The sequence below is a fragment of the Desulfohalovibrio reitneri genome, assembly GCF_000711295.1.
Taxonomy (GTDB): Bacteria; Desulfobacterota; Desulfovibrionia; order Desulfovibrionales; family Desulfovibrionaceae; genus Desulfohalovibrio; species Desulfohalovibrio reitneri.
In genome coordinates this window covers 1,662,762-1,686,267 of the sequence record NZ_JOMJ01000003.1, presented here as the reverse complement: position 1 = coordinate 1,686,267, position 23,506 = coordinate 1,662,762, and the positions used below count along the sequence as shown (strand labels likewise).

Annotated in this window: 19 protein-coding genes; 9 read left to right on the top strand and 10 right to left on the bottom strand. The window is 68.2% G+C overall.

Going from position 1 to position 23,506, the window contains the following annotated elements; all coding sequences use genetic code 11:
• Nucleotides 1-31: 31 nt before the first annotated feature.
• From N911_RS0108535 to corA, 3 genes are read right to left on the bottom strand one after another with little or no spacing between them, the layout of a single operon-like run.
• Complete coding sequence (locus N911_RS0108535; protein WP_029896220.1) at nt 32-889, bottom strand: WcbI family polysaccharide biosynthesis putative acetyltransferase; 858 nt, start codon at nt 887-889, stop codon at nt 32-34.
• A gap of 16 nt (nt 890-905) precedes the next feature.
• Complete coding sequence (locus N911_RS0108530) at nt 906-1,091, bottom strand: hypothetical protein (protein WP_029896219.1); 186 nt, start codon at nt 1,089-1,091, stop codon at nt 906-908.
• Between the two features lie 21 nt (nt 1,092-1,112).
• The gene (corA, locus tag N911_RS0108525; RefSeq protein ID WP_029896218.1) at nt 1,113-2,168 is read right to left on the bottom strand and encodes a magnesium/cobalt transporter CorA; all 1,056 of its coding nucleotides are present in this window, start codon (nt 2,166-2,168) and stop codon (nt 1,113-1,115) included.
• Between the two features lie 129 nt (nt 2,169-2,297).
• Here corA and recA point away from each other — a divergent pair, with 129 nt between their 5' ends.
• Both recA and alaS read left to right on the top strand, forming a co-directional pair.
• Nucleotides 2,298-3,374 carry a recombinase RecA gene (gene recA, locus N911_RS0108520; protein WP_029896216.1) on the top strand — a complete coding sequence of 359 codons (1,077 nt, stop codon included), beginning with the start codon at nt 2,298-2,300 and terminating at the stop codon, nt 3,372-3,374.
• A 95-nt stretch (nt 3,375-3,469) separates the two neighbouring features.
• A complete protein-coding gene (gene alaS, locus N911_RS0108515) occupies nt 3,470-6,115 on the top strand; it encodes an alanine--tRNA ligase (RefSeq protein WP_029896214.1) in 2,646 nt (881 codons plus the stop codon).
• Between the two features lie 435 nt (nt 6,116-6,550).
• Here the strand turns inward: alaS and N911_RS18820 are convergent, their stop codons facing one another.
• The 3 genes from N911_RS18820 to N911_RS0108495 all read right to left on the bottom strand — a co-directional run bounded on the left by N911_RS18820 (nt 6,551) and on the right by N911_RS0108495 (nt 10,414).
• Nucleotides 6,551-8,569 carry a ribonucleoside triphosphate reductase gene (locus tag N911_RS18820; protein ID WP_237559970.1) on the bottom strand — a complete coding sequence of 673 codons (2,019 nt, stop codon included), beginning with the start codon at nt 8,567-8,569 and terminating at the stop codon, nt 6,551-6,553.
• Nucleotides 8,487-9,248 carry an anaerobic ribonucleoside-triphosphate reductase activating protein gene (locus tag N911_RS17990; RefSeq protein ID WP_081859225.1) on the bottom strand — a complete coding sequence of 254 codons (762 nt, stop codon included), beginning with the start codon at nt 9,246-9,248 and terminating at the stop codon, nt 8,487-8,489. Before N911_RS17990 ends, N911_RS18820 begins: the two co-directional genes overlap by 83 nt.
• Before the next feature lie 482 nt (nt 9,249-9,730).
• Nucleotides 9,731-10,414: a hypothetical protein gene (locus N911_RS0108495; RefSeq protein ID WP_029896207.1), complete on the bottom strand. Its 684-nt coding sequence runs from the start codon at nt 10,412-10,414 to the stop codon at nt 9,731-9,733.
• A 222-nt stretch (nt 10,415-10,636) separates the two neighbouring features.
• Between N911_RS0108495 and N911_RS0108490 the strand changes: the two genes are divergently transcribed.
• Nucleotides 10,637-10,819 carry a hypothetical protein gene (locus N911_RS0108490; RefSeq protein ID WP_029896205.1) on the top strand — a complete coding sequence of 61 codons (183 nt, stop codon included), beginning with the start codon at nt 10,637-10,639 and terminating at the stop codon, nt 10,817-10,819.
• Between the two features lie 152 nt (nt 10,820-10,971).
• Nucleotides 10,972-11,499: a MamS/MamX family magnetosome protein gene (locus tag N911_RS0108485; RefSeq protein WP_035104577.1), complete on the top strand. Its 528-nt coding sequence runs from the start codon at nt 10,972-10,974 to the stop codon at nt 11,497-11,499.
• An 81-nt stretch (nt 11,500-11,580) separates the two neighbouring features.
• Here N911_RS0108485 and N911_RS0108480 read toward each other — a convergent pair whose 3' ends face one another.
• From N911_RS0108480 to N911_RS17530, 4 genes are read right to left on the bottom strand one after another with little or no spacing between them, the layout of a single operon-like run.
• Nucleotides 11,581-13,227, bottom strand: a complete 1,647-nt coding sequence (locus N911_RS0108480) for a glycosyltransferase (RefSeq protein WP_029896201.1) — start codon at nt 13,225-13,227, stop codon at nt 11,581-11,583.
• A gap of 2 nt (nt 13,228-13,229) precedes the next feature.
• Complete coding sequence (wecB, locus tag N911_RS0108475) at nt 13,230-14,324, bottom strand: non-hydrolyzing UDP-N-acetylglucosamine 2-epimerase (protein ID WP_029896199.1); 1,095 nt, start codon at nt 14,322-14,324, stop codon at nt 13,230-13,232.
• 11 nt (nt 14,325-14,335) lie between these two features.
• A complete protein-coding gene (locus tag N911_RS0108470; RefSeq protein ID WP_029896197.1) occupies nt 14,336-15,316 on the bottom strand; it encodes an NAD-dependent epimerase/dehydratase family protein in 981 nt (326 codons plus the stop codon).
• Between the two features lie 44 nt (nt 15,317-15,360).
• Entirely contained in the window at nt 15,361-16,356 is a 996-nt protein-coding gene (locus N911_RS17530; RefSeq protein WP_051694109.1) for a glycosyltransferase family 2 protein, read from the bottom strand.
• Between the two features lie 294 nt (nt 16,357-16,650).
• On the opposite strand from N911_RS17530, the gene N911_RS0108460 reads away from it, so the two are divergent.
• From N911_RS0108460 to N911_RS0108440, 5 genes are all read left to right on the top strand, one after another.
• The gene (locus tag N911_RS0108460; RefSeq protein ID WP_081859118.1) at nt 16,651-18,480 is read left to right on the top strand and encodes a glycosyltransferase family 4 protein; all 1,830 of its coding nucleotides are present in this window, start codon (nt 16,651-16,653) and stop codon (nt 18,478-18,480) included.
• Between the two features lie 61 nt (nt 18,481-18,541).
• Nucleotides 18,542-19,546, top strand: a complete 1,005-nt coding sequence (locus N911_RS0108455; protein ID WP_029896190.1) for an NAD-dependent epimerase/dehydratase family protein — start codon at nt 18,542-18,544, stop codon at nt 19,544-19,546.
• A gap of 5 nt (nt 19,547-19,551) precedes the next feature.
• Nucleotides 19,552-20,658 (top strand): DegT/DnrJ/EryC1/StrS family aminotransferase, encoded by a 1,107-nt coding sequence (locus N911_RS0108450; RefSeq protein ID WP_029896187.1) that lies wholly within the window; start codon nt 19,552-19,554, stop codon nt 20,656-20,658.
• On the top strand, nt 20,655-22,436 hold the full coding sequence (locus N911_RS17525; protein WP_051694108.1) for a formyltransferase family protein: 1,782 nt from the start codon (nt 20,655-20,657) through the stop codon (nt 22,434-22,436). Before N911_RS0108450 ends, N911_RS17525 begins: the two co-directional genes overlap by 4 nt.
• 3 nt (nt 22,437-22,439) lie before the next feature.
• A complete protein-coding gene (locus tag N911_RS0108440) occupies nt 22,440-23,504 on the top strand; it encodes a GNAT family N-acetyltransferase (protein WP_029896183.1) in 1,065 nt (354 codons plus the stop codon).
• Nucleotides 23,505-23,506 lie beyond the last annotated feature (2 nt).

The window sequence follows — 23,506 nt, the reverse complement described above, 5'->3', positions numbered from 1 at the left end:
CGTTTGGCCATGGTACGGGAAGAATGCGGCCTCATTGTGACGCCGTTTCCCGCCTCGCCGCCACCCGCAGCCAGGCGTCGAAGTCCGTTTCCCCCGCTTCCTTGCAGGCCAGGTAGTGGAAGGCGAACCGTTCGTAGGTCATGGGCGCGCCGTAGACGTTGAAGCGCGTCTCCCGTCCGGCCCAGGCCAGTTTCTCGCGCTCGGCCACTTGGGGGTGGACGGGCAGGTCCAGCCCGGCCAGGGCTTGATCCGCCGCGTTGTAGGCGGAGTCCGGCAGGGGCGGCAGGCCCAGCCAGCCAAGCACCGGCTCGGCCACCAGCCGCAAGACCCTGGAACGGGGGTGGTTGATCGTGCGGAAGAGCTGCTCCTCCCTCCAGTTGGCCAGCACGAAGTCCAGGTACTTGATGGAGGTCCGCTCCTCCTTCTCCCGTTCCATTTCCAGGGAGCGGGCAGGGCCCTCGTCCAGGTCGGCGAGCTTGGCGATGTCCGTGCGCAGGGCCATGTGCAGGGCCTCGGCCGGGGACAGCCCACGGGCCAGCAAGGCGTCCAGCAGCCGGTCGGAGTAGTCGAAGTCCGGGTCGGAGCACCACAGCGGCCAGGGGTGCATGAAGAACATGGCCGGGATGCACTCGGCCCGGGCGGAGCGGGGCAGCTTGTCCAGCAGGGCGGCCGAGGACAGCTCCCCCCACTCGGGCCCCAGGTGCTGATAGAGAAAAAGGTCGCAGCGGGCCAGGGACTCGTCCGGAACGGGCTGGCGGCGGTAGTTGGTGTACAGTTCCGCCCGCCAGGCCTCGTCGAAGCCGGGCGAGGCGCGCAGCAGGCGCAAGAGCAGCTCCCCCTGGCAGTTGGCCTGGATGACCAGCCGCCCGGGTCGTTCCCCGAAGCGCACGACGGCTCCCCGTCCCCTAGTCCGACAGCCGTACCGGGGTTCCGGCCAGGCCGCAGTAGCCCGGGGAGTCCGCCTCGGTGGCGGCCGGATCGGCGTAGCGCCACATCATGCAGTCCGGGCCCTGGCAGAACTTGAGCTTGTCGTCGCTGGTCTTGAGCAGGGGACAGAATTTGAATTTGGCTTCGCCGGGCTTCTTGAGCATGGGGCTCCTTTGGGTTTTGGGTCACAGCCAGCGTCTGTGGCGGAACCAGATGACCAGGCCGGCGACCACGCCCGCCATGAGCAAGAGCACAGCGGGGTAGCCCCAGGGCCAGGTCAGTTCCGGCATGATCTCGAAGTTCATGCCGTACACGCCGACGATGAAGGTCAGGGGGATGAAGATGGTGGCGATGACCGTCAGGGTGCGCATGACTTCGTTCTGCCGCAGCCCGATGGTGGACAGGGTGGCTTCCATCATGGAGGTGAGGTTTTCGCGCAGGGCCTGGGCCGCCTCCACCAGGGAGGCGGCGTGCTCGCGCACGTCGCGCAGGTAGTGGCGGCCGAAATGGTTGGCTTCGGCCTCGTCCCCGAAGCGGGCCACGATCTCCCGCAGCGGCCGCAACCCGTTCAGCAGAAAGAGCAGGTCGCGCTTGAGGTCGTGGATGGAGCGCAGGGTGTCCTCGTCCGCCTTGTCCATGATGCGCTCCTCCACCAGCTCGGAGCGTTCCGCCAGGGAGGCCACCACCACCCTGGCCGAATCCACGGCCGTGTCCAGCATGACCAGGAGCAGGTAGTCCGGGCCGGAAGCGCGGATGCGGCCCGTACCGCGCAGGATGCGCTCGGCCACGCCGTCCAGGGCCGGGGCGTCGCCCTCCTCGAAAGTGATCACCAGGTTCCCCCGGCGGGCCAGGCTGACCTGCTGCCGGGTCAGGCCCTCCTCCATGTCCAAACCGTACAGGGGCATCACCGCGAAAACGCGGTCGCCGTCCTGCTCCAGCTTGGGCCGCTGGGTGGTGTTCAGGGCGTCCTCCACCAGCAGGGGATGCAGGTCCAGCAGGGCGGCTGTATTCTTGACCAGCTCCAGGTCCGCCAGCCCCCGCACCCGGCACCAGGTCACGCCGCCTTCCGGCGGATGCAGGCGCTCGGCGTCGGGGAGCTGTTCCCGCCGCAACTCGCCACCCTCCGGCCCGTAACGCAGGACCTCCAGGCGCGGGGCCACGCCCCAGTCGCGGCCAACGTACTCGGCCCGGCCCGGAGGCGCGCCCGCCTTGCGGCCAAGGAGCTTCAGCAACTGGAACATGGCCTACCGTATACATGGAATGCCTGCCCGGGGAAACCACCGCGGAGCGCGGTTCCCGCCGCCTTGCCCAGCCTGTCCGCTTCTGCTAAACACGTGCCCACCAATCCGCATCCCCAAGGGAGAACCGACATGGCGCGCAAAGCCGCCTCCAAAGCCAATCCGCAAGAAAATCGGCGCGACGCGCTGAAGACCGCCCTGACCACCATCGAGCGCAAATGGGGCCAGGGCTCCATCATGAAGTTCGACGACAACGCCCACCAGAAGGTGCCCGTCTTTCCCTCGGGCTCCATCGGCCTGGACATGGCCCTGGGCGTGGGCGGCGTGCCGCGCGGCCGCGTCTCCGAAATCTACGGCCCGGAATCCAGCGGCAAGACCACCCTGGCCCTGCACCTCATCGCCGAGGCGCAGAAAAAAGGCGGCACGGCCGCCTTCATCGACGCCGAGCACGCCCTGGACGTGAACTACGCCCGCCGCCTGGGGGTGAACGTCAACGAGCTGCTCATTTCCCAGCCAGACTACGGCGAGCAGGCCCTGGATATCGCCGACATGCTGGTGCGCTCCGGCGCGGTGGACCTGGTGGTGGTGGACTCCGTGGCCGCCCTCATCCCCCAGGCCGAGCTGGAGGGCAACATGGGCGAGACCCAGGTGGGCGGCCAGGCGCGGCTCATGTCCCACGCCCTGCGCAAACTCACCGGCTCCATCCACAAGTCCAATTGCGGGGTTGTCTTCATCAACCAGATCCGCATGAAGATCGGCACCATGGGCTACGGCAACCCCGAGACCACCACCGGCGGCAACGCGCTGAAGTTCTACGCCTCCCTGCGCCTGGATATCCGCCGCATCCAGAGCCTCAAGAACCAGGAGGAGGCCTACGGCATCCGCTGCCGAGTGAAGGTGGTCAAGAACAAGCTGGCCCCGCCGTTCCGCGAGGCCAACTTCGACATCCTGTACGGCACGGGCATCTCGCGCCTGGGCGAGCTTTTGGACCTGGGCGTGGACCACGGCGTGGTGGACAAGGCCGGGGCCTGGTACGCCTACGGCGACGAGCGGCTGGGCCAGGGCAAGGACAACGTCCGCCAGATGCTGGCCGAGAACCCGGACTTGGCCGCCCGCATCGAGGGCGAGTTGCTGGCCCACCTGGGCATGGCCGAGGACGAACCCGCCGAGGCGGCTGCCGATGCCACGGCCGAGGCCGAGCAGTCCTGACTCCGCCGAACTGAAGATTTGGGGGCGGTCCGCGCGGCCGCCCCTTTTTTTCCGCGTCCCCTAGCCAAGCACGTTTCGATACCTAGAGGAAGACTATGCTTACGGCCAACGAAATCCGCAGCCGATTCCTTGAATTCTTCGCCTCCCGCGGGCACGAGGTGGTCAAGTCCGCCCCGCTCATTCCCCGCGAGGACCCCAGCCTGCTCTTCACCAACGCGGGCATGGTGCAGTTCAAGAAGGCCTTTTTGGGCCAGGAGAAGCGCGACACCCCGCGCGCCGTGACCTCGCAGAAGTGCCTCCGCGTGTCCGGCAAGCACAACGACCTGGAGAACGTGGGCCGCACCGCGCGCCACCACACCTTCTTCGAGATGCTGGGCAACTTCTCCTTCGGCGACTACTTCAAGGCCGAGGCCATCCGCTACGCCTGGGAGTTCTGCACCGCCGAGCTGGGCCTGGCCGCCGAGCGCCTCTACATCACCATCTACACCGACGACGACGAGGCGGATGAACTCTGGCGGTCCGAGGCCGGGGTGCCGCCGGAGCGCATCTACCGCCTGGGCGACAAGGACAACTTCTGGTCCATGGGCGACACCGGCCCCTGCGGCCCCTGCTCCGAAATCCACTACGACCAGGGCGCGGAGCACGCCTGCGGCCCGGACTGCGGCATCGGCGTGTGCGAGTGCGACCGCTACCTGGAAATCTGGAATCTGGTCTTCATGCAGTACGACCAGGTGGGCCCCGGCGAGCGGGTCAACCTGCCCCGGCCCTCCATCGACACCGGCATGGGTCTGGAGCGTATCGCCGCGGTCTGCCAGGGCGTCTTCTCCAACTACGACACCGACCTCTTCCAGCGCATCATCGGCTTCGCCGCGAACCTAGCCGATGTGAAGTACAAGGACGGCGACGAGGAGACCGACACCGCCCTGCGGGTCATCGCCGACCACGCCCGGGCCGCCGCCTTCCTCATCCCCGACGCCGTGATGCCCTCCAACGAAGGGCGGGGCTACGTGCTGCGCCGCCTCATCCGCCGCGCCCTGCGCTTCGGCAAGTTCCTGGGCCTGAGCGACCCCTTCCTCTTCCGGGTCTGCGAGGAAGTCGCCCGGGCCATGGGCGAGGCCTACCCGGAAATGGAGGAGGGCATCTCCTTCACCGCGCGCGTGGTGCGCGAGGAGGAGGAGCGCTTCGCCAAGACCCTGGACAAGGGGCTGGAAATCCTCGACCAGGAGCTGGGCAAGCTGGAGAAGAAAGGCGCCTCCGAGGTCCCCGGCGAGACCGCCTTCATGCTCTACGACACCTACGGCTTCCCCATCGACATCGTTTTGGACGTGGCCGAGAAGCGAGGCTTCACCGTGGATCAGCCCGGCTTCGAGCAGGCCATGCAGAAGCAGCGCGAACGCGCCAAGGCCGCCTGGAAGGGCTCGGGCGAGTCCGACGCCTCGGTGCTCTTCAAGCATCTGCTGGAGACCGGCCACCACAACGAGTTCCTGGGCTACGACCGCCTCGCCGCCGACGCCTCCACCGACGCCCTGCTGGACGAGTCGGGCGAGCCGGTGGAGCGGTTGCTCCAGGGCCATGGCGGCTGGGCCGTCTTCGACAAGACCCCCTTCTATGGCGAGTCCGGCGGCCAGATGGGCGACCGGGGCACCATCGACTCCATCACCGGCGACGCCGACGTGCTGGATACCCAGCGCCCCAGCGACAACCTCATCGTGCACAAGGTCTTCGTCAACGAGGGCGAACTCATCCAGGGCCAGAAGGCCACCCTCAACGTGGATGCCCTCCGACGCCAGGCGACCGCGCGCAACCACACCGTTACCCACCTCCTGCACGCCGCCCTGCGCGAGGTCCTGGGCGAGCACGTCAAGCAGGCGGGCTCCCTGGTCGGCCCCGATCGGCTGCGCTTCGACTTCACCCACATCTCCGCCATGAGCCCCGAGGAACTGCGGGACGTGGAACTGCGGGTCAACCGCGCCATCCTTCAAGACCTGCCCGTGGCCCGCGAGATCATGTCCGCGGCAGACGCCCAGGCCAAGGGAGCCACCGCCCTGTTCGGGGAAAAATACGGCGACGAGGTCTGCGTGGTGGAGGTCCCCGGCGTGTCCATGGAACTGTGCGGCGGCACCCACCTCGGCTCCACCGGCCAGGCCGGACTCTTCCTCGTCCTCTCGGAATCCGGCGTCTCCGCCGGCGTCCGCCGCATCGAGGCCGCCACAGGCGAAAACGCCCTGCACCAGGCCCAGTCCATGCGCGACGAGCTGACCAAGGCCGCGGCCCAACTCAAGTCCAACCCCCTGGACGTGGCCGACAAGGTCCAGGCCCTGCGCGGCGAAACCCGCTCCCTGCAAAAGGAAAACGAGCGCCTCCAGGCCAAGCTCCTGTCCGGCGAAGGCAAAAGCCTCATGGACGACCTGCGCGAGGTCAACGGCACCAAGGTCCTGGCCGCCAAGGTGGACGCCCCCTCGGTCAAGGTCCTGCGCGAACAGATGGACGACATCCGCTCCAAACTGCCCTCGGGCATCGCCTGCCTGGCCTCCCCCCAGGGCGAGGACAAGGCCTCCCTCATCCTCTACGTCTCCAAAGACCTCCACGACCGCTTCACCGCACCCTCCCTCATCAAGGAAGTCGCCGCCCTCATCGGCGGCTCCGGCGGCGGCCGTCCCGACATGGCCCAGGCCGGCGGCAACCAGCCCGAACAAATCGACGCGGCCCTGAACAAGCTGGTCGAACTGGTCGAGGGGTAGGAAAGAGCTGAATCCCGGGGGAGAGAAGGAAACTTTTGGAAAAGTTTCCTTCTCTCCCCCAGACCCCCTCTTATCATTCAAAACTTTTCATCGCTCGCTTCGCTCGGGGGCGTGGTGCGGGGAACGAGGCTGGCCGGGGACCGCCGCCCAATCCCGCGTTCGACGCATCCGCAGCCAAGCGCCGGGGCAGTGGTGAACCGGCATCGGTAGCCCCCAATCGCCTGTTCGCCGGGGTCCTCCCGCATGTCCCCCTGACGCGCGCCATCCCGCGAATACACATGCAAAGGTAGTTTGCCTCGGTCCAGGGCCGAGCAGGCCCTGGTCGCCGAAGGCGAAATCTTTTCTTCCTCCTCCTCTTCTTCTTTTCCAATGAAAAAGGGCGTGGCGGTGCTAAGCACCGCCACGCCCTTTTCTTTCAGCCTGTAATCCCGCCTTCTAGCAGATCATGTCCGCGGAGATGTCGCCGGTGACGTCGGCGAAGACGATGCGGTCCATGTATTCGGCTTGTTTTCCTTTGTTCCACTGGCTGACGGGGCGGTAGTAGCCCACGATGCGGGTGAATACTTCGGACTCTTTGCCGCAGGTGGGGCATTGGAAGTGTTCGCCCGCGATGTAGCCGTGTTCTTTGCAGATGGAGAAGGTGGGGGTGATGGAGAGGTAGGGAATCTTGGTTTTGGTGAAGGCTTTGACGATGAAGTTTTTCAGGGCTTCGGTGTCGGTGACGGCTTCGCCCAGGTAGGAGTGGAACACGGTGCCGCCGGTGTAGAGGGGCTGCAGCTTGTTCTGGTGGTCCAGGGCCATGAAGACGTCGTTGGTTTCGCCCACGGGCAGGGCGGTTGAGTTGGTGTAGTAGGGGGTGCCGTTGCCCGAGGCGTGGATGGATTCGTAGAGGCCCTTGTCGATTTTGGCCAGGCGGTAGGAGGTGCCTTCGGCCGGGGTGGCCTCGAGGTTGTAGAGGTGCCCGGTTTCTTCCTGGAAGCGGGAGGTGACCTCGCGCAGGTGTTCCAGCACGCGGACCATCATGCGTGTTCCGGCGTCGGTTTCGATGCCTTTGCCCAGGAGGTTGAGGCAGGCCTCGTGGCCGCCCACCAGGCCGATGGTGGAGAAGTGGGCCTGGTAGCCGTTTTTCAGGTAGCGCTTGGTCCAGGGGAACATGCCCCGCTCGAAGTTGTCGTTGACCAGCTTGCGCTTGAATTCAAGGGAGTCCTTGGCCATTTCGGCGTATTCGGTGAGCAGGTCCAGGAAGTCCTCTTCGCCCTGGGCCAGGTAGGCCAGTTTGGGCAGGTTGAGGGTGACAACGCCGATGGAGCCGGTGAGGTCGCCCGCGCCGAAGAGGCCGCCGGTCTTGTTGCGCAGTTCGCGCAGGTCCATTTGCAGGCGGCAGCACATGGAGCGGACGTCCTCGGGGTCGAGGTCGGAGTTGATGAAGTTCTGGAAGTAGGGCGCGCCGTACTTGGCGGTCATGGAGAGCAGGAGCTGGCCGATGTCCGAGTCCCAGGGGAAGTCTTCGGTGACGTTGTAGGTGGGGATGGGGAAGGAGAAGATGCGGCCGTGGTGGTCGCCTTCCAGCATCACTTCCAAGAACGCCTTGTTGATCCAGTCCATTTCCTTTTGGAATTCGCCGTAGGTGGCGTCCTGGATCTCGCCGCCGATGATGACCCCTTCCTTGGCGATGTGCTTGGGGGCCTTGAGGTCGAAGGTGAGGTTGGTGAAGGGGGACTGTCCGCCCCAGCGGGAGGTGGTGTTGAGGTTGAAGACGAACTTCTGCATGGCCTGGCGGACCTGCTTGTAGTTCAGTCCGTCGTGGCGGATGAAGGGCGCCAAGTAGGTGTCCACGTTGTTGAAGGCTTGCGCTCCGGCCCATTCGTTTTGCAGCGTGCCCAGGAAGTTGTTCATCTGTCCCAGCACGGAGTCGAAATGGCGCGCGGGACCGGCGCAGGAGCGGCCCTCCAGGTTGAATCCCTCAAGCAGGAGGTCGCGCAGGGACCATCCGGCGCAGTACCCGGCCAGTCCGAAGGACAGGTCGTGGATGTGGAAGTAGCCGTGCTCGTGCGCGTCGCGAATTTCCTCGGGGTATTTCTCCAGGGCGTAGCGGGCTTGCACGGTGCCGGAGAGGTGCAGCATGAGCCCCTGGAAGGAGTGGGTCATGTTGGCGTTTTCATTGACGCGCCAGTCGGCCTTGGTGAGGTAGTTGTCGATGGTCTGCTTGATATCGACGTAGGCCTGCTTCTGGTCGCGGAGCTGCCGCCGCTGTTCGCGGTAGATGATGTAGCGCTTGGCCACATCGTACATGCGCGACTCCATGAGGACCTGTTCGACCAGGTCCTGGACCTGTTCCTGCTCGGCGACCTCGACGAGGCCGAGCTTCTGCTCAACCTTGCGGGCCAGACGCTTGGAGAGGAGCGGGTCCTTGACGCCGCTGGCCTTGAGGGCTTTGAGGATGGCTCCGGCGATCCGTTCCGTGGACCAGGTCTCCAGGCATCCGTCGCGCTTCTTGATCTGTTTGGGCATTGCTCCTCCTGGGGGGGATGTAATCTTGTACTGTCAGCTCGAATCCTTCCGGCAGGGCGGCGCGAACGGCGGCCAGGTCGGAATCGTCGAGCGGGGGTACCTTGGTGGTGCGGAAGGTGAAGGCGCGGGGGAAGCGTTTGGTCAGGGCGAAGATTTCCGAGAGGCAACCCTCGGCTTCCTCGGCGCTGGCGCCGCCGCCGGTGAGTTCGGGGTATTTGGCCCATGGCCCTTTGACGTCAACGTAGGCTTCCTGGATAAGCCCGGCGGACAGCAGGGCCTCCACCACGTGGGGGCGCAGGCCGTTGGTGTCCAACTTCACGGGAAGGCCGTACTCGCGCAGTTCGCGCAGCAGCCGGGCCAGGTCTGGGATGATGGTGGGCTCGCCGCCGGAGACCACCAGTCCGTCAAGCCAGTGGCGGCGTTTTTTGATGAAGGCCAGGATGTCGGGCTTGTGGATGGTGGGGTGGATCTGCGGCCGCCAGGCCAGGTCGGCGTTGTGGCAGGTGGGGCAGCGCAGGTTGCACCCGCCGAAAAAGAGGACCGCGGCGTGGCGACCCTTCCAGTCGATGAGGCTGACGGGTTGCAGACCCCGTAGGTGTTCCCAGGCGTCGGAGGCGTGCATGAACTCCCGATGGCGTTCCCGATTCGATGGTTTGCGCGGAAGGGGTGGCCCTTCCGGGTACAGGGGCCGCCGCGAGGCGGGCCGGTCCTTTCCGGGCCCCCGGCCCGGACCGATGTCTGAAACCGCGAACATCGCGGCTCCCTTCCCCCCTCGTGTCCGGGCCCCGGATCCGCCGGGCTGCTCACCCACGAACGTGGACGGTTGGTGCAGAGCGCGGCGCAGGTCGGACGCAATAGGAACTACATCACCACCCGCTTTTTGTACAGACGGTAGAAGAATCGCACGTCGCGTCGCGGAAACACAACGTGTATGCCCGTCATTTCTGCATTACAGCACGGGGAGCGCACCATTTTCCACAGGCGACTTCTGCTTCGAGCCTCGCGTTGACTGCGAAAAAAAAGGGGATGTGCAAAACAAGTTTTTTCACCGCGCGGTCGGCGTGAACCTGTTCAATAGTCGGCGAACGCCTCGGCATGCTTGGCTTATTCCTGGTCCGGGGCTGTGGATTGGCCGCCTTCCGGAGGGGGCTGGGCAGGGTCGGCCTTCTCCTTGGGGGACTCGGGGGCCTCTTCCGCCAAGGCCAAACCGGCGGCCCGGTCGAGTTCGGCCAGTACCAGCCGCAGCAGTTCCACGGGCCGCATGTCGCGGCGGTCGGGGGGCGGCTGCACGGCCCTGGGGCGTGTCTCCAGGGTGGCGTTGCCGGAAGCCAGCAATTCGCCCGCGCCCAGGTAGACCGCCTCGACGCGCAAACGGCTTTCGCCCTCCAGGTTCAAATGGCGGCGCAGCTTCGACGCGGCGGAGGCGTTGCGCAGCAGGTCGCGAAGGCCGCGCGCCCGGCCATGGTCCAGGACGACGGCCGGTTGCTCCAGGAAAATCTCCCGCAGCACCATAGGCCCCCGGCGCACCAGGCTTGCCCGGTCGAACGCCGCTTCCACGCGGGGCAGGCGCAGGGCTTTCCCGCCTCCGGGCGCGTCCACGTCCACGTCCAAAAGCACGGCCTCCCGCTTCAACAGGCTCACGTCCGCCCGGCCCACCGAGATGTCGGCCAGCAGGACATGGGAGCAGAAGTCCTCCACGCGGTCGGCGGTCCACCGGTCCACGGCCCAGTCCAGGGCCAGAGGCAGGGCCACCAGCAGGAGCAGGAAGCCAATTATAATCTTCCGCATCTGGTTTTCTCAGCAGAAATGTGTTTAGGATGAGAATCGAGAACCCGTCTTCGCGGTGGCTGGTTGTCGCAAATGGCGGCCGGAAAGTACAGCCCCGCCATGGGCGCGCGAGACGTCACCGCCCCGTTCGTCCGGGGTAACGGGTTCGTCACGGCAAGGCTGTAATCCGGTTTTCGTTTTATGAGAACAACCCGGGAAGGCCCCGACAACGGAGGTACCGACATGGCCATGGCCAGGAAGCACAAGAAGCAGCCCGCGCCCGAGTCCGTGCAGACCCAGATCAACCGTTCCGACGCGGTCGACGAGGAGGCGCTCGTTCGCCGCCTGCTGGAGATGACATGCCCGGAACTTGAAGAGGGGGAGGCCAATCTGGCAGTTCGCCGCATCTGCAGCGAAGCCCTCTAGGCCGTCCAGCGCCACGCGACCCCGGAATCCCTCTTGGGTTCCGGGGTCTTTTCGTGCGCGGCCTGCGGAAATCCGCCAGGCCGCTTGCACTGGCGCGGAAAAACCTTATCCTCATGTGTGAATCCGCACTAAGCAAACCAAGCGAGGTATCCATGCGCCGCCTGCTTCTCCTGTTCGCCTGCCTGACCCTGACGTTGGCCGCCTGTGGCGGCGGGGACACCGGCCCCGGCGGGAAGGTCGGCTGGGAAAAGGGGAGCGAGTTCGACTCCATGTACGACCCGGCCGAGTTCGACAAGATCAAGGGCTATTTCCAGGAGTACATCGAGGTCACTCCCATGGAGGGCATGTCCCGGGGCATGGGCCTGATCATGGAGGACCGCACCGACGGCGAGCCGGTTAAGGTCATCTTCGGGCCCGAGGACTACGTGCGCGAGGCCCTGGAGCAGCTGGACCCCATGCCGGGCCAGAAGATCAAGGCCTACGGCTGCTGGGCCTACATTGGCGGCGAGGACGTGCTCATCGCCACCAAGCTCAAGAAGAGCCAGAAGGAATTCATCAAGGTCCGCCGCACTTCCGACGGCATGCCGTACTGGGCGATGTCGCCCCAGGAGGTGGCCGCGGAGAACACCGGCTACATCGAACCGGACGATTTCGACTGGGAGGACGAGGGGGCGAGTTGACCCCCCGCGTCCCACCGGACGACAGCATGCCCCCCGGCGTTCACGCGCCGGGGGCCTTGTTTTGTATTTGGATGGAGGCCGTCAGCTTCCGGCCTGGAGCAAGGTCAGGGCCCGGCGGATGGAGCCGCTGGGATCGGCTGCGCGCAGGCGGCTGGCAAAGGCTCCGTCGCGCCCCGCCTCGCGGGCGGTGTCGCGGGCCAGGGCCAGTTCCTCCAGCCCTTGCTCCACCCGGAAAATGCGCAAATTGGCCAGCCCCAGCTCCATTCCCGTACGCCAGTCGTCCGGTTGGTGCAGGCTGAGGCCGGACAACAGCCCCGCACGCACGGTGTCCGAACCCGGCACACGCCGCAGCGCTTCCTCCAGCCGTTTGGCCGCGCCACGGTCGGCGGGGTCCTCCTGGTTGGCCAGCACCAGGCAGTCCAGCTGGCAGGCGGGCAGGTGGCGGGCGGAGTCGAAGGCGAAGCCGGGCCGGTGGGTGAGCCCGGCGCGGCGCATGAGCCCGGCCCAGGCGGTCCAAAGTTCCTGCGGTGATTGCGGCAGGGCCGCGCGCGGCTGGCCGGTCAGCCTCCGGTGCCGTTCCAGGAGGAAGCGGGCCAGGGCCGGGTCGCCAGCGCGCTGGGAAAGGGCCGAGGCAGCCAGGGCGCACTCCGGATGGCGGGAGAGGGCATCCGAGGCTGCCGCGTCCCGGGCAGTGGCCAGCCCGCGTTCCATCTTCCCCGTGAGGGCGTGCACGGACAGCAGCCCGGCCGCGCAGTCCGGGTCGTCCGGCCGGGCGGCCAGCTCGCGGGCCAGGGAGGCGGCGTCGTCCGCCCGCCGTCCGCCGCGCCACATTTCCATGCGGGCCAGCAGGAGCAGCCGCTCCGCCTCGGCCCCGCGCGTGCGGCCGCCGGTTGTTCCGGCCAGAAGCTCCACCAGCCGGGCGGCCCGGTTGGCGGGCATGTGGTCGGCGCGGGAACGCTCCCAGGCGGCCCGGCCCATGGCCTCGGCCTTGTCCGGGTTGGCCCGCGCCCACTCCATGCCGTGCAGCAGGTCCAGGCCGTGATGGTACGGGATGAACTCCTCGCCCGGTTCGAAAAACAGCTCCTGATCCACCGCCTCGGCCGGGGAAAAGACCAGGCAGCCGCTGGCCGCGCCCTCGAAGAGGCGCATGTTGGCCTCGGCCGCGATGGTCTCGTTGGGCACCAGCCGGGCATCCAGGTAGGCGTCCTGCACTTGGCGCAGCAGCAGGCCGGAGTGGGTGGCCAGGTCGAAGCGGCTTTGCAGCAGCTCCACCATGGCCGAACGGGCCGGGCGGTAGGCGGAGAGCCGCCCCACGAAGGCCGCCAGGGAGGTCCGCTCCGCCCACGGCCGCCAGGGCCGGGAAAAGGCCAGCCAGGGCAGGTTTTCCGCGAGGGGCGAGCCCGCCTGGCGCAGCGGCTCCACCCAGGAGGGCTGGGTGGTCAGCACCAGGTCGAAAAGCGGGGCCAGCCTGCGCTGCCAGAAAAAGTTGAGATGGGTGTCCAGCCCCCAGAAGGCCACCGGGCAGTCCACCCCGTCCAGCCCGCGCGGCAGGAACCGCCGCCCCAGGTGCTCGCAGACCACCACGGCGTCCGGCTTGAACCCCTCCCGCTCCAACGCTTCGGCCACATGCAGGTCGCCCCGCTCCGGGGCGTCCAGGCAGATTGCCTCGTGGCCCGCCTCGCGCAGCGGGTTCAGCAGCCAATGCAGGGAGACGAGGCAGACGCGCATGGCTACAGCCCCAGGAAGGCCGCCACGCCCTCGGCCATGGAGCGGGCCACGCCCCGGCCCAGCTCGCGGACGCGCGGGGTGGAGCGCTTGTAGGTCCCGGCCTCCACGGCCCGCAGGGCCCCGGCCAGCTTGTCCGGGTCGCGGCCCACCAGGGTGGTGGTGCCTTCCTCCACGTAGACTGGCCGCTCGGTGTTCTCGCGGCAGATGAGGCAGGGCGCGTCGAACCAGGAGGCCTCGGCCTGCACCGAGCCGGAGTCGGAGAGCAGCAGGCGGCAGGAGCGCATGAGGTCCAGAAAGCCCAGGTAGGGCAGGGGCTCGACGGGGCGGACGTGGCGTATGGCCGCCAGCCGCCCGTCCAGATCGAAGGCCGCCAGCCTGTTCTTGGTGCGCGGGTGCAGGGGCAGGAGGATGGGGCCCTCCACCATCTCCAGCAGGTTGAGGATTTCCGTCAGGGCCTCGGGGGTGTCCACGTTGTGGGGGCGGTGGATGGTGCACAGGGCGTAGCCCCCCGGCTCCACCCCGTGTTCGCGGGCGGCGCAGGCGCAGCGGATGGATTCCAGGTGGCGGTCCAGACTCTCCAGCATCACGTCGCCGGTCAGCCGGGCCCGGTCCATGTCCACGCCCTCGCGGCGCAGATTGCCCATGGCCGAGGGCTCCGAGGCGAAGAGCAGGTTGGCGAGGCTGTCCGTCAGGCGGCGGTTGATCTCCTCCGGCATGGTCTCGTCGAAGGAACGCAGCCCCGCCTCCACGTGGGCCACGGGGATGTGCAGCTTGCGGGCGGTCAGGGCGGCGGCCAGGGTGGAGTCCACGTCGCCCACAACCACCACCAGGTCGGGCGGGTCGGCCAGCAGCACCCGCTCGAAGGCGGCCATCACCCGGCCGGTGGTCTCGGCGTGGCTGCCGGAGCCCACGCCCAGGTGGTGATCCGGCTCGGGCAGGCCCAGTTGGCGGAAGAAGACGCCGCTCATGGCGTCGCCGTAATGCTGGCCGGTGTGCACCAGCACCTGCCGCAGCCCCAGCCCGCGCAGCTCGGCGTGCAGCGGCCCTGCCTTCATATAGTTGGGCCTGGCCCCGACCACGGTGCAGACGGTTGGCATCCGGCCTCCCCTCACGCCCCGGCCGTGGCTTGGTCCGGCAGGGTCACGCCGTACACTCCGGCCATCCATTCGGCGGTCAGGCGGATGCCCTCGCGCAGGGAATAGGAGTTGGCGTGGCCCAGGTCGCGCACGCACTTGGTGGGATCCAGCTTCTTGACCTTGGTGGTGAGGATTTCCGAGTCCTTGTAGGAGACCAGGGCGGGGTCCGCCCCGGTGGCCTCCAGCACGGCGTCGGACAACTCCTCGATGGTGTGCATGGCGTCGCCGCCGATGTTGTACACCTCGCCCGGCTTGAAGTTGTCCGGGATGTTGCACAGGGAGTTGACCGTGTCCGGCAGGTAGGTGGAGGTGCGCTGGTGGCCCCGGTAGACCACCCAGGGCAGGCCGTGCAGGGCGCAGTAAATGAAGCGGCAGTTCACCGAGCGGTAGGGGGCGTAGAATTCGCCCGGACCGTAGGTGTTGAAGAGGCGGATGACCACGCTCTCGGTGCCGAACATCTCCATGGAATTGCGGACCTGCATCTCGTTGGCCCATTTGGTCATGGCGTAGTCGTTCATCTGCCGGATGGCGTACTCGTCCGGCACGGTCTCCACCATCAGCCCCGGCCAGTCGCCGTAGACCTCGGAGGAGGAGAAGTGGATGAGCCGAAAGCCCAGCCGCTCCTGCAGGCGGATGACGTTCTTGGTGCCCACGGCGTTGGTGCGCCAGAGTTGCTCATAGTAGTCCTCGCCGTTCCAGCGGCCGAACTCCGCGGCGCAGTTGTAGACGTAGTCGAAGGGACCGCAGGACTCGAAAACCCGCTCCAGCTGGCGGAATTCGGCGATGTCGCAACGCACGTAGCGCGGGGACTCCATGTCGTTGCGCAGGGAAAAGGCCAGCTGGTCGTGCTGGTGGGAGAGATCCAGGGACCAGACCTCGTGGCCGCGCCGCCGCATCTCCTTGACGATGCCGCCGCCCACGGTGCCCAGCCCGCCTGTCACGAGAATCCGCATTCCGCCTCCTTGCTCGCCGCGCCCGGGCGGCGGTTGGCCGGTCATCAGAAGTCCGCCCCGGTCAGGGGGGCGTGGTCGCAGTCCAGCCGCGCCACGGGCAGGCCGCGCTCCCGCAGCCGCGCCCAGGTCTCGAAATCCAGCGCCAGGATGATTTCGCCGTTTTCAGGCGCCGCCTCATCTTCCACAAGCCGCACGCGGTAGCCCGCCATGCGCAGGGCCTCGGCCGCTACTCCGGCGTGGGGTGAATCCTTTTTCACAGCCACGGCCTCCGTGCCCGGGGGCAGGCGCAACGCAGCCGCGCGGCCCAGCTGCTCCGCCGCCCGACGCAGGGCTGTCAGGCGGTCCATGAGGCAGGGGTCGGCGCGGGGGGCGGCGGCCATTTCCCCGGCCAGCCGCTCACGCACCTGCTCCGCCAGCTCTTCCCGGCGAAGCACCGTCTGCATGGCTCCGTGCTTGCGGTTCTCGGCCAGCACCTCGGGGACGTGTGTGAAATCCCATTCACGGGCGGCCCGCAGCCAGTAGTCCAAATCGTTGCAGACCAGGTCGCGGTACGCGCCCAGCCGCTCGTACACCTCGCGGCGGTAGAGGAAGCCCACGCCCACCGCGCCGGGGTTCACCAGCAACAGGCCGGGGTAGTAGGGTTCCAGCCGCACCACGTCCAGAAGGTTCCCGGCCGCGTCCAGGTTGGCGAAATCCGTGTAGGCCAGGCCCGCGTCCGGCCGGTTTTCCAGGGCCTTTAGGCAACGGGCCAGAAACTCCGGCCGGAACAGGTTGTCCGAGGCCAGCCAGGTCAGAAAGCGTCCTTCGGCCACGGCGAAGCCCGCGGTCATGGCCGCCGAGGCCCCCTGGTTCTTCTGGTGCAGCACTCGCACGCGGGGGTCGGCCAGGCCGTCCAGATAGGCGGGGGTGGCGTCGGTGGAGCCGTCGTTGACGATGACAAGCTCCAGGTCGTCCACGCTCTGGGCCAGCACCGAGTCCACCGAGGCGGCGATGTACTCCACTTGGTTGTATGTCGGCATTATGACGCTCACCAGGGGCATGGAGCGGCTCCCGTGGGCTGCAATTCGTCGGCCCGCCGACGCGAGGCCGCAGGTGGCGGGTGTGGTTGGGTGCGTTTTGTTCGCCGCATGAACGGTTTTCCGCCTTTCTGCTCTTTGCCCGTTCGTCTCGCGTCGCCGGTGGATTCCGGCCGGTCGGGGGTTGGTCCGGGGCAATGCCCTAAAGCGTTTATCGGCCGCAACCGATACTTCCTTTACTCGGTGAACGGTTTTGGGGCAGTCTGCCGCCAGTGGCGCGGCCGCCCAGCCAGCCAATACAACCCAGCTGATTTTCCCATGCAAACACCGCGCCCAACCAGCCAGGACACCGCCCCGCAAGGCCCCGCCACGGCCGGGGGGAACGCCCAGCGCGTGGCCCACATCGGCTGGCTGGCCTCCAGCCACCTGTCCCGCCGGGCCATGGGCTTCGCTGGCCTGGGGCTGGAGCAGCTTGTCCTCACGGACGCCGTGCCGCCCCACCTGCGCGGCGCCGACCTGCCCTTCCGGGTGGAGCTGCTGCCTTCCGGCCTGCGCTCCCGCCCACTGGAGGCCGTGGCCTGGGTGGAGGAAAAGCTGGCCGCCTTCGGCGCGGACGTATTGCACATCCACTCCACCCATTTTCCGGCCGTGCTGGGCATGTTCTGCCGCACCACGCCGAGAATTGCCAGCATCTGGGACTTCGTTTACTCCCGCGACCCGGTCTCTCCCCTGTGGCACCGGGGCGTTCTGGAAGGGTTGTTCAACGGCCCGGCCGCCGAGGCGGTCTCGTTTTCCTCCAAAGTCATCATGGACCAGTGGCTTGACCGGGGCATGGACGCGGGCCGCGCCCGCTTCCATTCCTGGGGGCTGGACCCGGAGGTATTCGCCCCGCGCCTGGACTCCGCCGGGCTGGACGGCCTGCGCGCGGAGCTGGGCATCGCCCCGGACGAGCGGGTAATCTTCTGCCCGCGCACGCCCAGCCTGCCAGCCAACGTGGACATGGTGCTGCGGGCCCTGCCGCGCCTGCGCCGCGAAACCCGCTGCCTGCTCACCGGGCATGTGCTGCCGCCCGAGACCCGCTACCTGGAGCCGCTGCTGAACGACCCGGAGATCGCCTCCCGGCTGACCATTCTGGAGCCGGTGCGGGACGCCTCCCGGCTGGCCGGGCTGTACCAGCTGGCCGACGCGGTGACCTCCCCGCACTGTAACGACAACAACCCGGCCACCGTGCTGGAGGCCATGGCCTGTGGGGCCATCCCGGTGGTGGCCGCCTCCTCCAGCGTGGAGTACTGGGCGCGGCCCGGGGTGAACGGCTTCGTGGCCCCGCCGCGCGACCTGGACGGGCTGGTGGAGACCCTCGACGAGGTGCTGGACCTGCCGCGCAAGCATCGGGAGGAGATGGGCCGGGCCAACCGCGCCCGCATCGTGGAGGAGGCCAACTTCCCCCGCACCCTGCGCCAGGTGACGGAGGACTACGCCGACTTGGCCGGGCGGGGGTGCCGCCGGGGCGAGCCGGACGAACTGGAGCTGGGGCTGCTGCACGACGCCTGCGGGCTTCAGCGCGAGGCCCTGGAGCATTACAGCCGCGCCTCGGCGCACCGCTGCGGCTCCCTGGTCCACCAGCTGGCCGAGGAAAAGCGCGCCCTGTTGCATGGCGATGCCCGCGCCTTCCACGCTGTGCGCTTCGACCCCGCGGCCCGCTCCGTGGCCCAGGCCGACTCCGGCGACCGCGCCGAGGCGGCCCGCGACCTGTCCCGCTCCATGCACCTTTTCGCCCATGACCAGATCGCCGGACTGTACCCCCTGGCCGCCTCGGGCGACGTGGAAGAGTATCTGGATTGCCTGCGCGTTATGGAGCGCACTTTGCATGTGCACCACGTGGTCTGGGTCTCGGAGAGCGTGGCCTGGTTCGGCGGCCGCTGGTCCATGTGGGACTTCTGCGCCGACCTGCTGCTGGCCGCCTGGCCGGAATACGGCTGCCTGACCCGGGCCGTGGCCGACACGCTGGCCGCCCTGCCGGAGGACGACGGGCGGCGGCCCGTCCTGGCCCGGCTGGCGCGGGCCTGCGGAAGCCACGGCCTGGAGGGCATAAGCCCGGATCTGGACCGCCGCTTCCGCCGCGAGCCGCTGGCCGCGCTGGACGGGTAGGGCCAAGCAAGCAGCATCAACCACACACCGGGGCGTGAGCGCCCCGAGCAAAGGACAGGGCATGGACATTCGAGGCAAGACCTTCCTGGTCATCGGCGGCGCTGGCTTCATCGGCTCCCATCTGGTGGACCAGCTGCGCCAAGAGGACGTGGCCGAAATCCGCGTCTTCGACAACTTCACCCGCGGCAGCGAGGAAAACCTGGCCGAGGCGCTCAGCGACCCGCGCGTGAAGATCTACGAGCTGGGCGGCGAACTGCTGCACACGGACATCCTGAACGCCGCCATGAAGGGCGTGGACGGGGTGTTCCACCTGGCGGCCATGTGGCTTTTGCACTGCTACGACTTCCCGCGCTCCGCCTTCGAGGTGAACATCGCCGGGACCTTCAACGTGTTGGAGGCCATGCTCAACAACGGGGTCAGGCGGCTGGTCTACTCCTCCTCCGCCAGCGTGTACGGCGACGCGGTGGAGGAGCCCATGACCGAGGACCACCCCTACAACAACACCAATTTCTACGGCGCCACCAAGATCGCGGGCGAGCACATGTGCCGCGCCCTGCACCACCGCTACAAGGACACGGACAAGCACTTCGACTACGCCGGGCTGCGCTACATGAACGTCTACGGTCCGCGCCAGGACTACCAGGGCACCTACATCGCGGTCATCATGAAGATACTGGACCGGCTGGACCAGGGGCTGCCCCCGGTGGTCTACGGCGACGGCTCCCAGGCCTACGACTTCGTCTACGTGGGCGACTGCGCCAATGCCAATCTGCGGGCCATGCGGGCGGACGCCACCGACGCCTTCTACAACGTGGGCACCGGGGCCAAGACCACCATCAAGGAGCTGGCCGAGCTGATTCTGGAAGTCACCGGCTCGGACCTGGAGATCGAGTACAAGCCGGGCGGGCTGACCTTCGTCAAGAACCGGGTGGGCGACCCGGCCAAGGCCTCGCTGGAGCTGGGCTTCGACGCCAAGGTGGAGCTGCGCGAGGGGCTCAAGCGGCTCATTGAGTGGCGCGACAGCCACAAGGCCGAGGTGGAGCGCCGCCGGAAAAAGGCCAGGTAGGAAGCATGTACGACATCCCCCTCATGCGCCCCCACCTGCCGGACGCGGCGCGGGAGAAGGTCTTGGAGGTGCTGGACTCCGGCTACCTCACCGAAGGCCCGGTCACCCGCCGCTTCGAGGAAATGTGTTGCGACTGGCTGGGCGTGGGCCACGCCCTGGCCGTGACCTCCTGCACCACCGGGCTGGAGATGGCCCTGCGGGCGCTGGGCGTGGGCCCGGGGGACGAGGTGGTTTTGCCTGACTACACCTACCCGGCCACGGCCACGGCCGTGGCCCTGGTGGGGGCCACCCCGGTCGTCGTGGACGTGGACCCGGCCACCATGCTCATCGACTACGAGGCCATGGAGCGGGCCGTAACCCCGCGCACCAAAGCCCTGTTGCCGGTCTCCCTGTTCGGCAACCCCGTGGATCAGGGGCGGGTGGACGCGGTGGCCCGCGAGCACGGCCTGCGCGTGCTGGAGGACGCGGCCTGCGCCTTGGGCGCTTCGTTCGGGGGCGAAAAGGTGGGCGGCATGGCCGACGTCTCGGTCTTTTCCCTCCACCCGCGCAAGTTCGTGACCACGGGCGAGGGGGGCTTGGTGACCACCAACGACCCGGACCTGGACGCCTGGATGGATTCCTTCAAGCATTTTGGCCTGGACCGCGAGGCCTCCCGCGAGGGCGCGGTCTTTTCCATGGTGGGCAGCAACCTCAAGCTGTCCAACCTGCAAGCCGCCCTGGGGGTGGCCCAGATGGAGATGGTGGACGAGCTGCTGGCCCGCCGGAGGGAGCTGGCCGCCAACTATCTGGACCTGCTGGCCGGAACCGGGGGCGTGGAGCTGCCCGCGACCACCCCTGGCGGCGAGCACTCCTGGCAGACCTTCTGCGTGCTGGTGGACGGCCGCGACGAGGTCATGGCCCGCATGCGCGCCGCCGGGGTGGAGGCGCAGATAGGCACCTACGCCCTGCACCTCCAGCCCGCCTTCCGCGACAACCCGGCCGTGCGGCTGGAAGGGGACATGGCGGGCAGCCGGAAGGCCTTCGACCGCGCCCTGGCCCTGCCCCTCTACCACACCATGACCAATGCCGAGCAGGAGCGGGTGGTGGACACCCTTCGGGAGGCCGTGCGGTGAGCGGCGCTGGCGGGAGCGGCGGGGGCCCGGTGCTGGCCGTGGCCGGAAACCAGACCACCTGCGCCGACGTGCTGCGCGCCCTGTGCGCCGCCGGGCACAGGCCCGCCTACCTGCTGCACATGGGGCCGGAGCACGCGGCGGGCATCGCCGACTACACCGACCTCGCGCCCCTGGCGGAGGAATTGGGCGTGGAAGTCATCCGACCGGCCACCTACGCCTTTTCCAGCCAGGCGGACCGCGACCTGTTCTCCGGCCTGCGCATCGACCTGCTGGTTTCCGCCGGGTGGCAGCGCATCTTTCCCGAGTGGTTCCTGCGGGGGCTGTCCATCGGGGCCTTCGGCATGCACGGCAGCGCCGACGACCTGCCCCGGGGGCGCGGCCGCTCGCCCATGAACTGGGCCATCATTGAGGGCCGCGACACCTTCCACACCTCGCTCTTCCGCTACGACGCCGGGGTGGACTCGGGCGAGGTGGTGGGCACCCTGCGCTTCGACATCACCCCGCGCGACGACATCCGCAGCCTGCGCCACAAGAATACCCTCAGCCAGATCCGCCTGCTGCTGCGCCACCTGCCCGCTCTGCTGGACGGAACGGCCCAACTGACCCCGCAGCGCGCGGACGTGGCCCCCACCTACTACCCCAAGCGGGAGCCCCGCGACGGGGTCATCGACTGGCGGGACAGCCTGGAGCGGGTGGACCGGCTGGTGCGGGCCGTGGGCCGCCCCTATCCCGGGGCCTTCAGCCTGTGCGGCGGCTCGCGGGTCAACATCTGGGCCGGGCGTCCCTTCGACTCGCGGCTGGATTTTCCCGGCTTCGAGCCGGGGGAGATCGCGGCCGTGTTCGAGGACGAGACCTTCGTGGCGGTCTGCGCGGGCGGGGCGGGCTACCTGGTCACGGACTGGGACGCCCCGGACGGCTGGCGTCCGGCGGAGGGCCGGGTGTTCGAGAGCCGGGAGAATCCCGGCTGGGAGAAGCTGGCGGCCATGCACGCCGGAGAGGGGCAGGAGGGCCTGGCCTTCACCCGCCCCATGTACGCGCGGCTGCTGGACGCCCTGCTGGAGGGCGGCTACCGCTTCGCCCCGCTGGACGAGCCGGATGACGGCGCGGAGCCGGTGGTTTTCCTGCGGCACGACGTGGACAAGTCCGTGGCCCGAGCCCTGGAGATGGCCCGCATGGAGCATGAGCGCGGGGTGCGGGCGACCTATTTCCTGCTTACCCGGGGGGCCTTCTACAATCTGCTTGAGCCAGAAACCGCGGCCATGGTGCGCGGGATAGCCGAACTGGGGCACGGCGTGGGGCTCCATTTCGATCAGCGCATGGTCCCGGGAGCGGACGGCGACCTGGACCGGGCCGTGGAGCGGGAGCTGAACTTGTTGGACTCGCTGCTGCCGGTAGGCGCGCGCCGGGCCGTGACCTTCCACAACCCCCGTCCAGAGGTGGTGCGCCGCCAGCCGGGCGGGGCGTATGTCAGCGGCTACCAGCCGGACCGGATGCCCCCGGCCTGCAAGTATCTCAGCGAGAGCAACGCGGTCTGGCGCGAGGGCGACCCGGCGGAGGACCTGCGCCGGGCGCGCTGGCCGAGGCTGCAACTGCTCGTCCATCCCCTGTGGTGGATGAACGGGCACCGCATGCGGCCCCAGGACGTGCTGCGGGAGGTGGTGGCCGAGCGGCTGGGCCGGGTGGACGCCTACCTGCGGGAGTCCAACCACCTCTGGGAGGCGGCCCGCTCCAAGGGGGAGCCGCTTCTGCCCAAGCGTTTCGCGGACGGGGAGGGCTGAGGCGTGCGCGTGAACCTGCACACCGGTCCCGCCCCGGAGGAATACCTGGACCTGATCGCCGAGGCCCCCTTGGCCATGCCCACCCACGCCCCGGCCTACCACCGGCTCATGGCCGGCCTCACCGGCGCGGAGCCGCTCTATTTCCTGGCCGGCGACCGCCATGGCCGCACCCTGGGGGCGCTGCCCTGCCTGGCCCTGGACCATCCGGAGTATGGTCCGGTGCTCAACTCCCTGCCCTTTTTCGGCAGCGTGGGCGGTGTGGTCCGCATCGGCGAGGACACCGACCCCGCGCCCGCCCTGGTGGAGGCCATGCTGGCCCACTGCCGGGAAATCGGCTCCCCGGCGGCCACGGCCATCCCCTCGCCGCTGGACGGGGGACGTTTGCCGGAAGCGGAGCACGGCTCGCGGCTGCTGCACGACGAGCGCATCGGCCAGATAACCCCGCTGCCCGCCGGGGCGGAGGACGCCGGGGAGAAGCTCTTCGCCGCCTACGAGGGTTCCGCCCGCCGCAACGTGCGCAAGGCGTTCAATAGCGGGGTGGAGTGCCGGATTTCCGACGACCCGGCGGACCTGGAGCGGGTGCAGGCCATTCACCGCGAGAACATGGCCGCCATCGGCGGGCTGGCCAAGCCGGACGGTTTTCCCGCCGCCGTGGCCCGCCATCTGGAGCCCGGGCGCGACTGCCGCCTCTATCTGGCCCATCGGGACGGCGAGCTGGCCGCTGGCCTGCTGGTGCTTTCGCACGGCCGGGTGGCGGAATACTTCATGCCCTGCGTGGCGGCGGAGCACCGCTCCGCCCAGCCCCTGAGCCCGCTAATCCACCGCGCCATGACCGACGCCGCCCTCGAGGGGCGGGCGTACTGGAACTGGGGGGGCACCTGGACCAGCCAGACCGGGGTCTACCGTTTCAAGCGCAAGTGGGGGGCGCGGGACATGCCCTACGCCTATTCCACCTGGCTGCTGGAGCGCACGGAACCGCTCTTACATCTCGCACCGCAGGAAATCCAGCGGGCCTACCCCTGGTTTTTCGTGGTGCCCTTCAACCAACTGGCGCAAAACAAGGGATGACG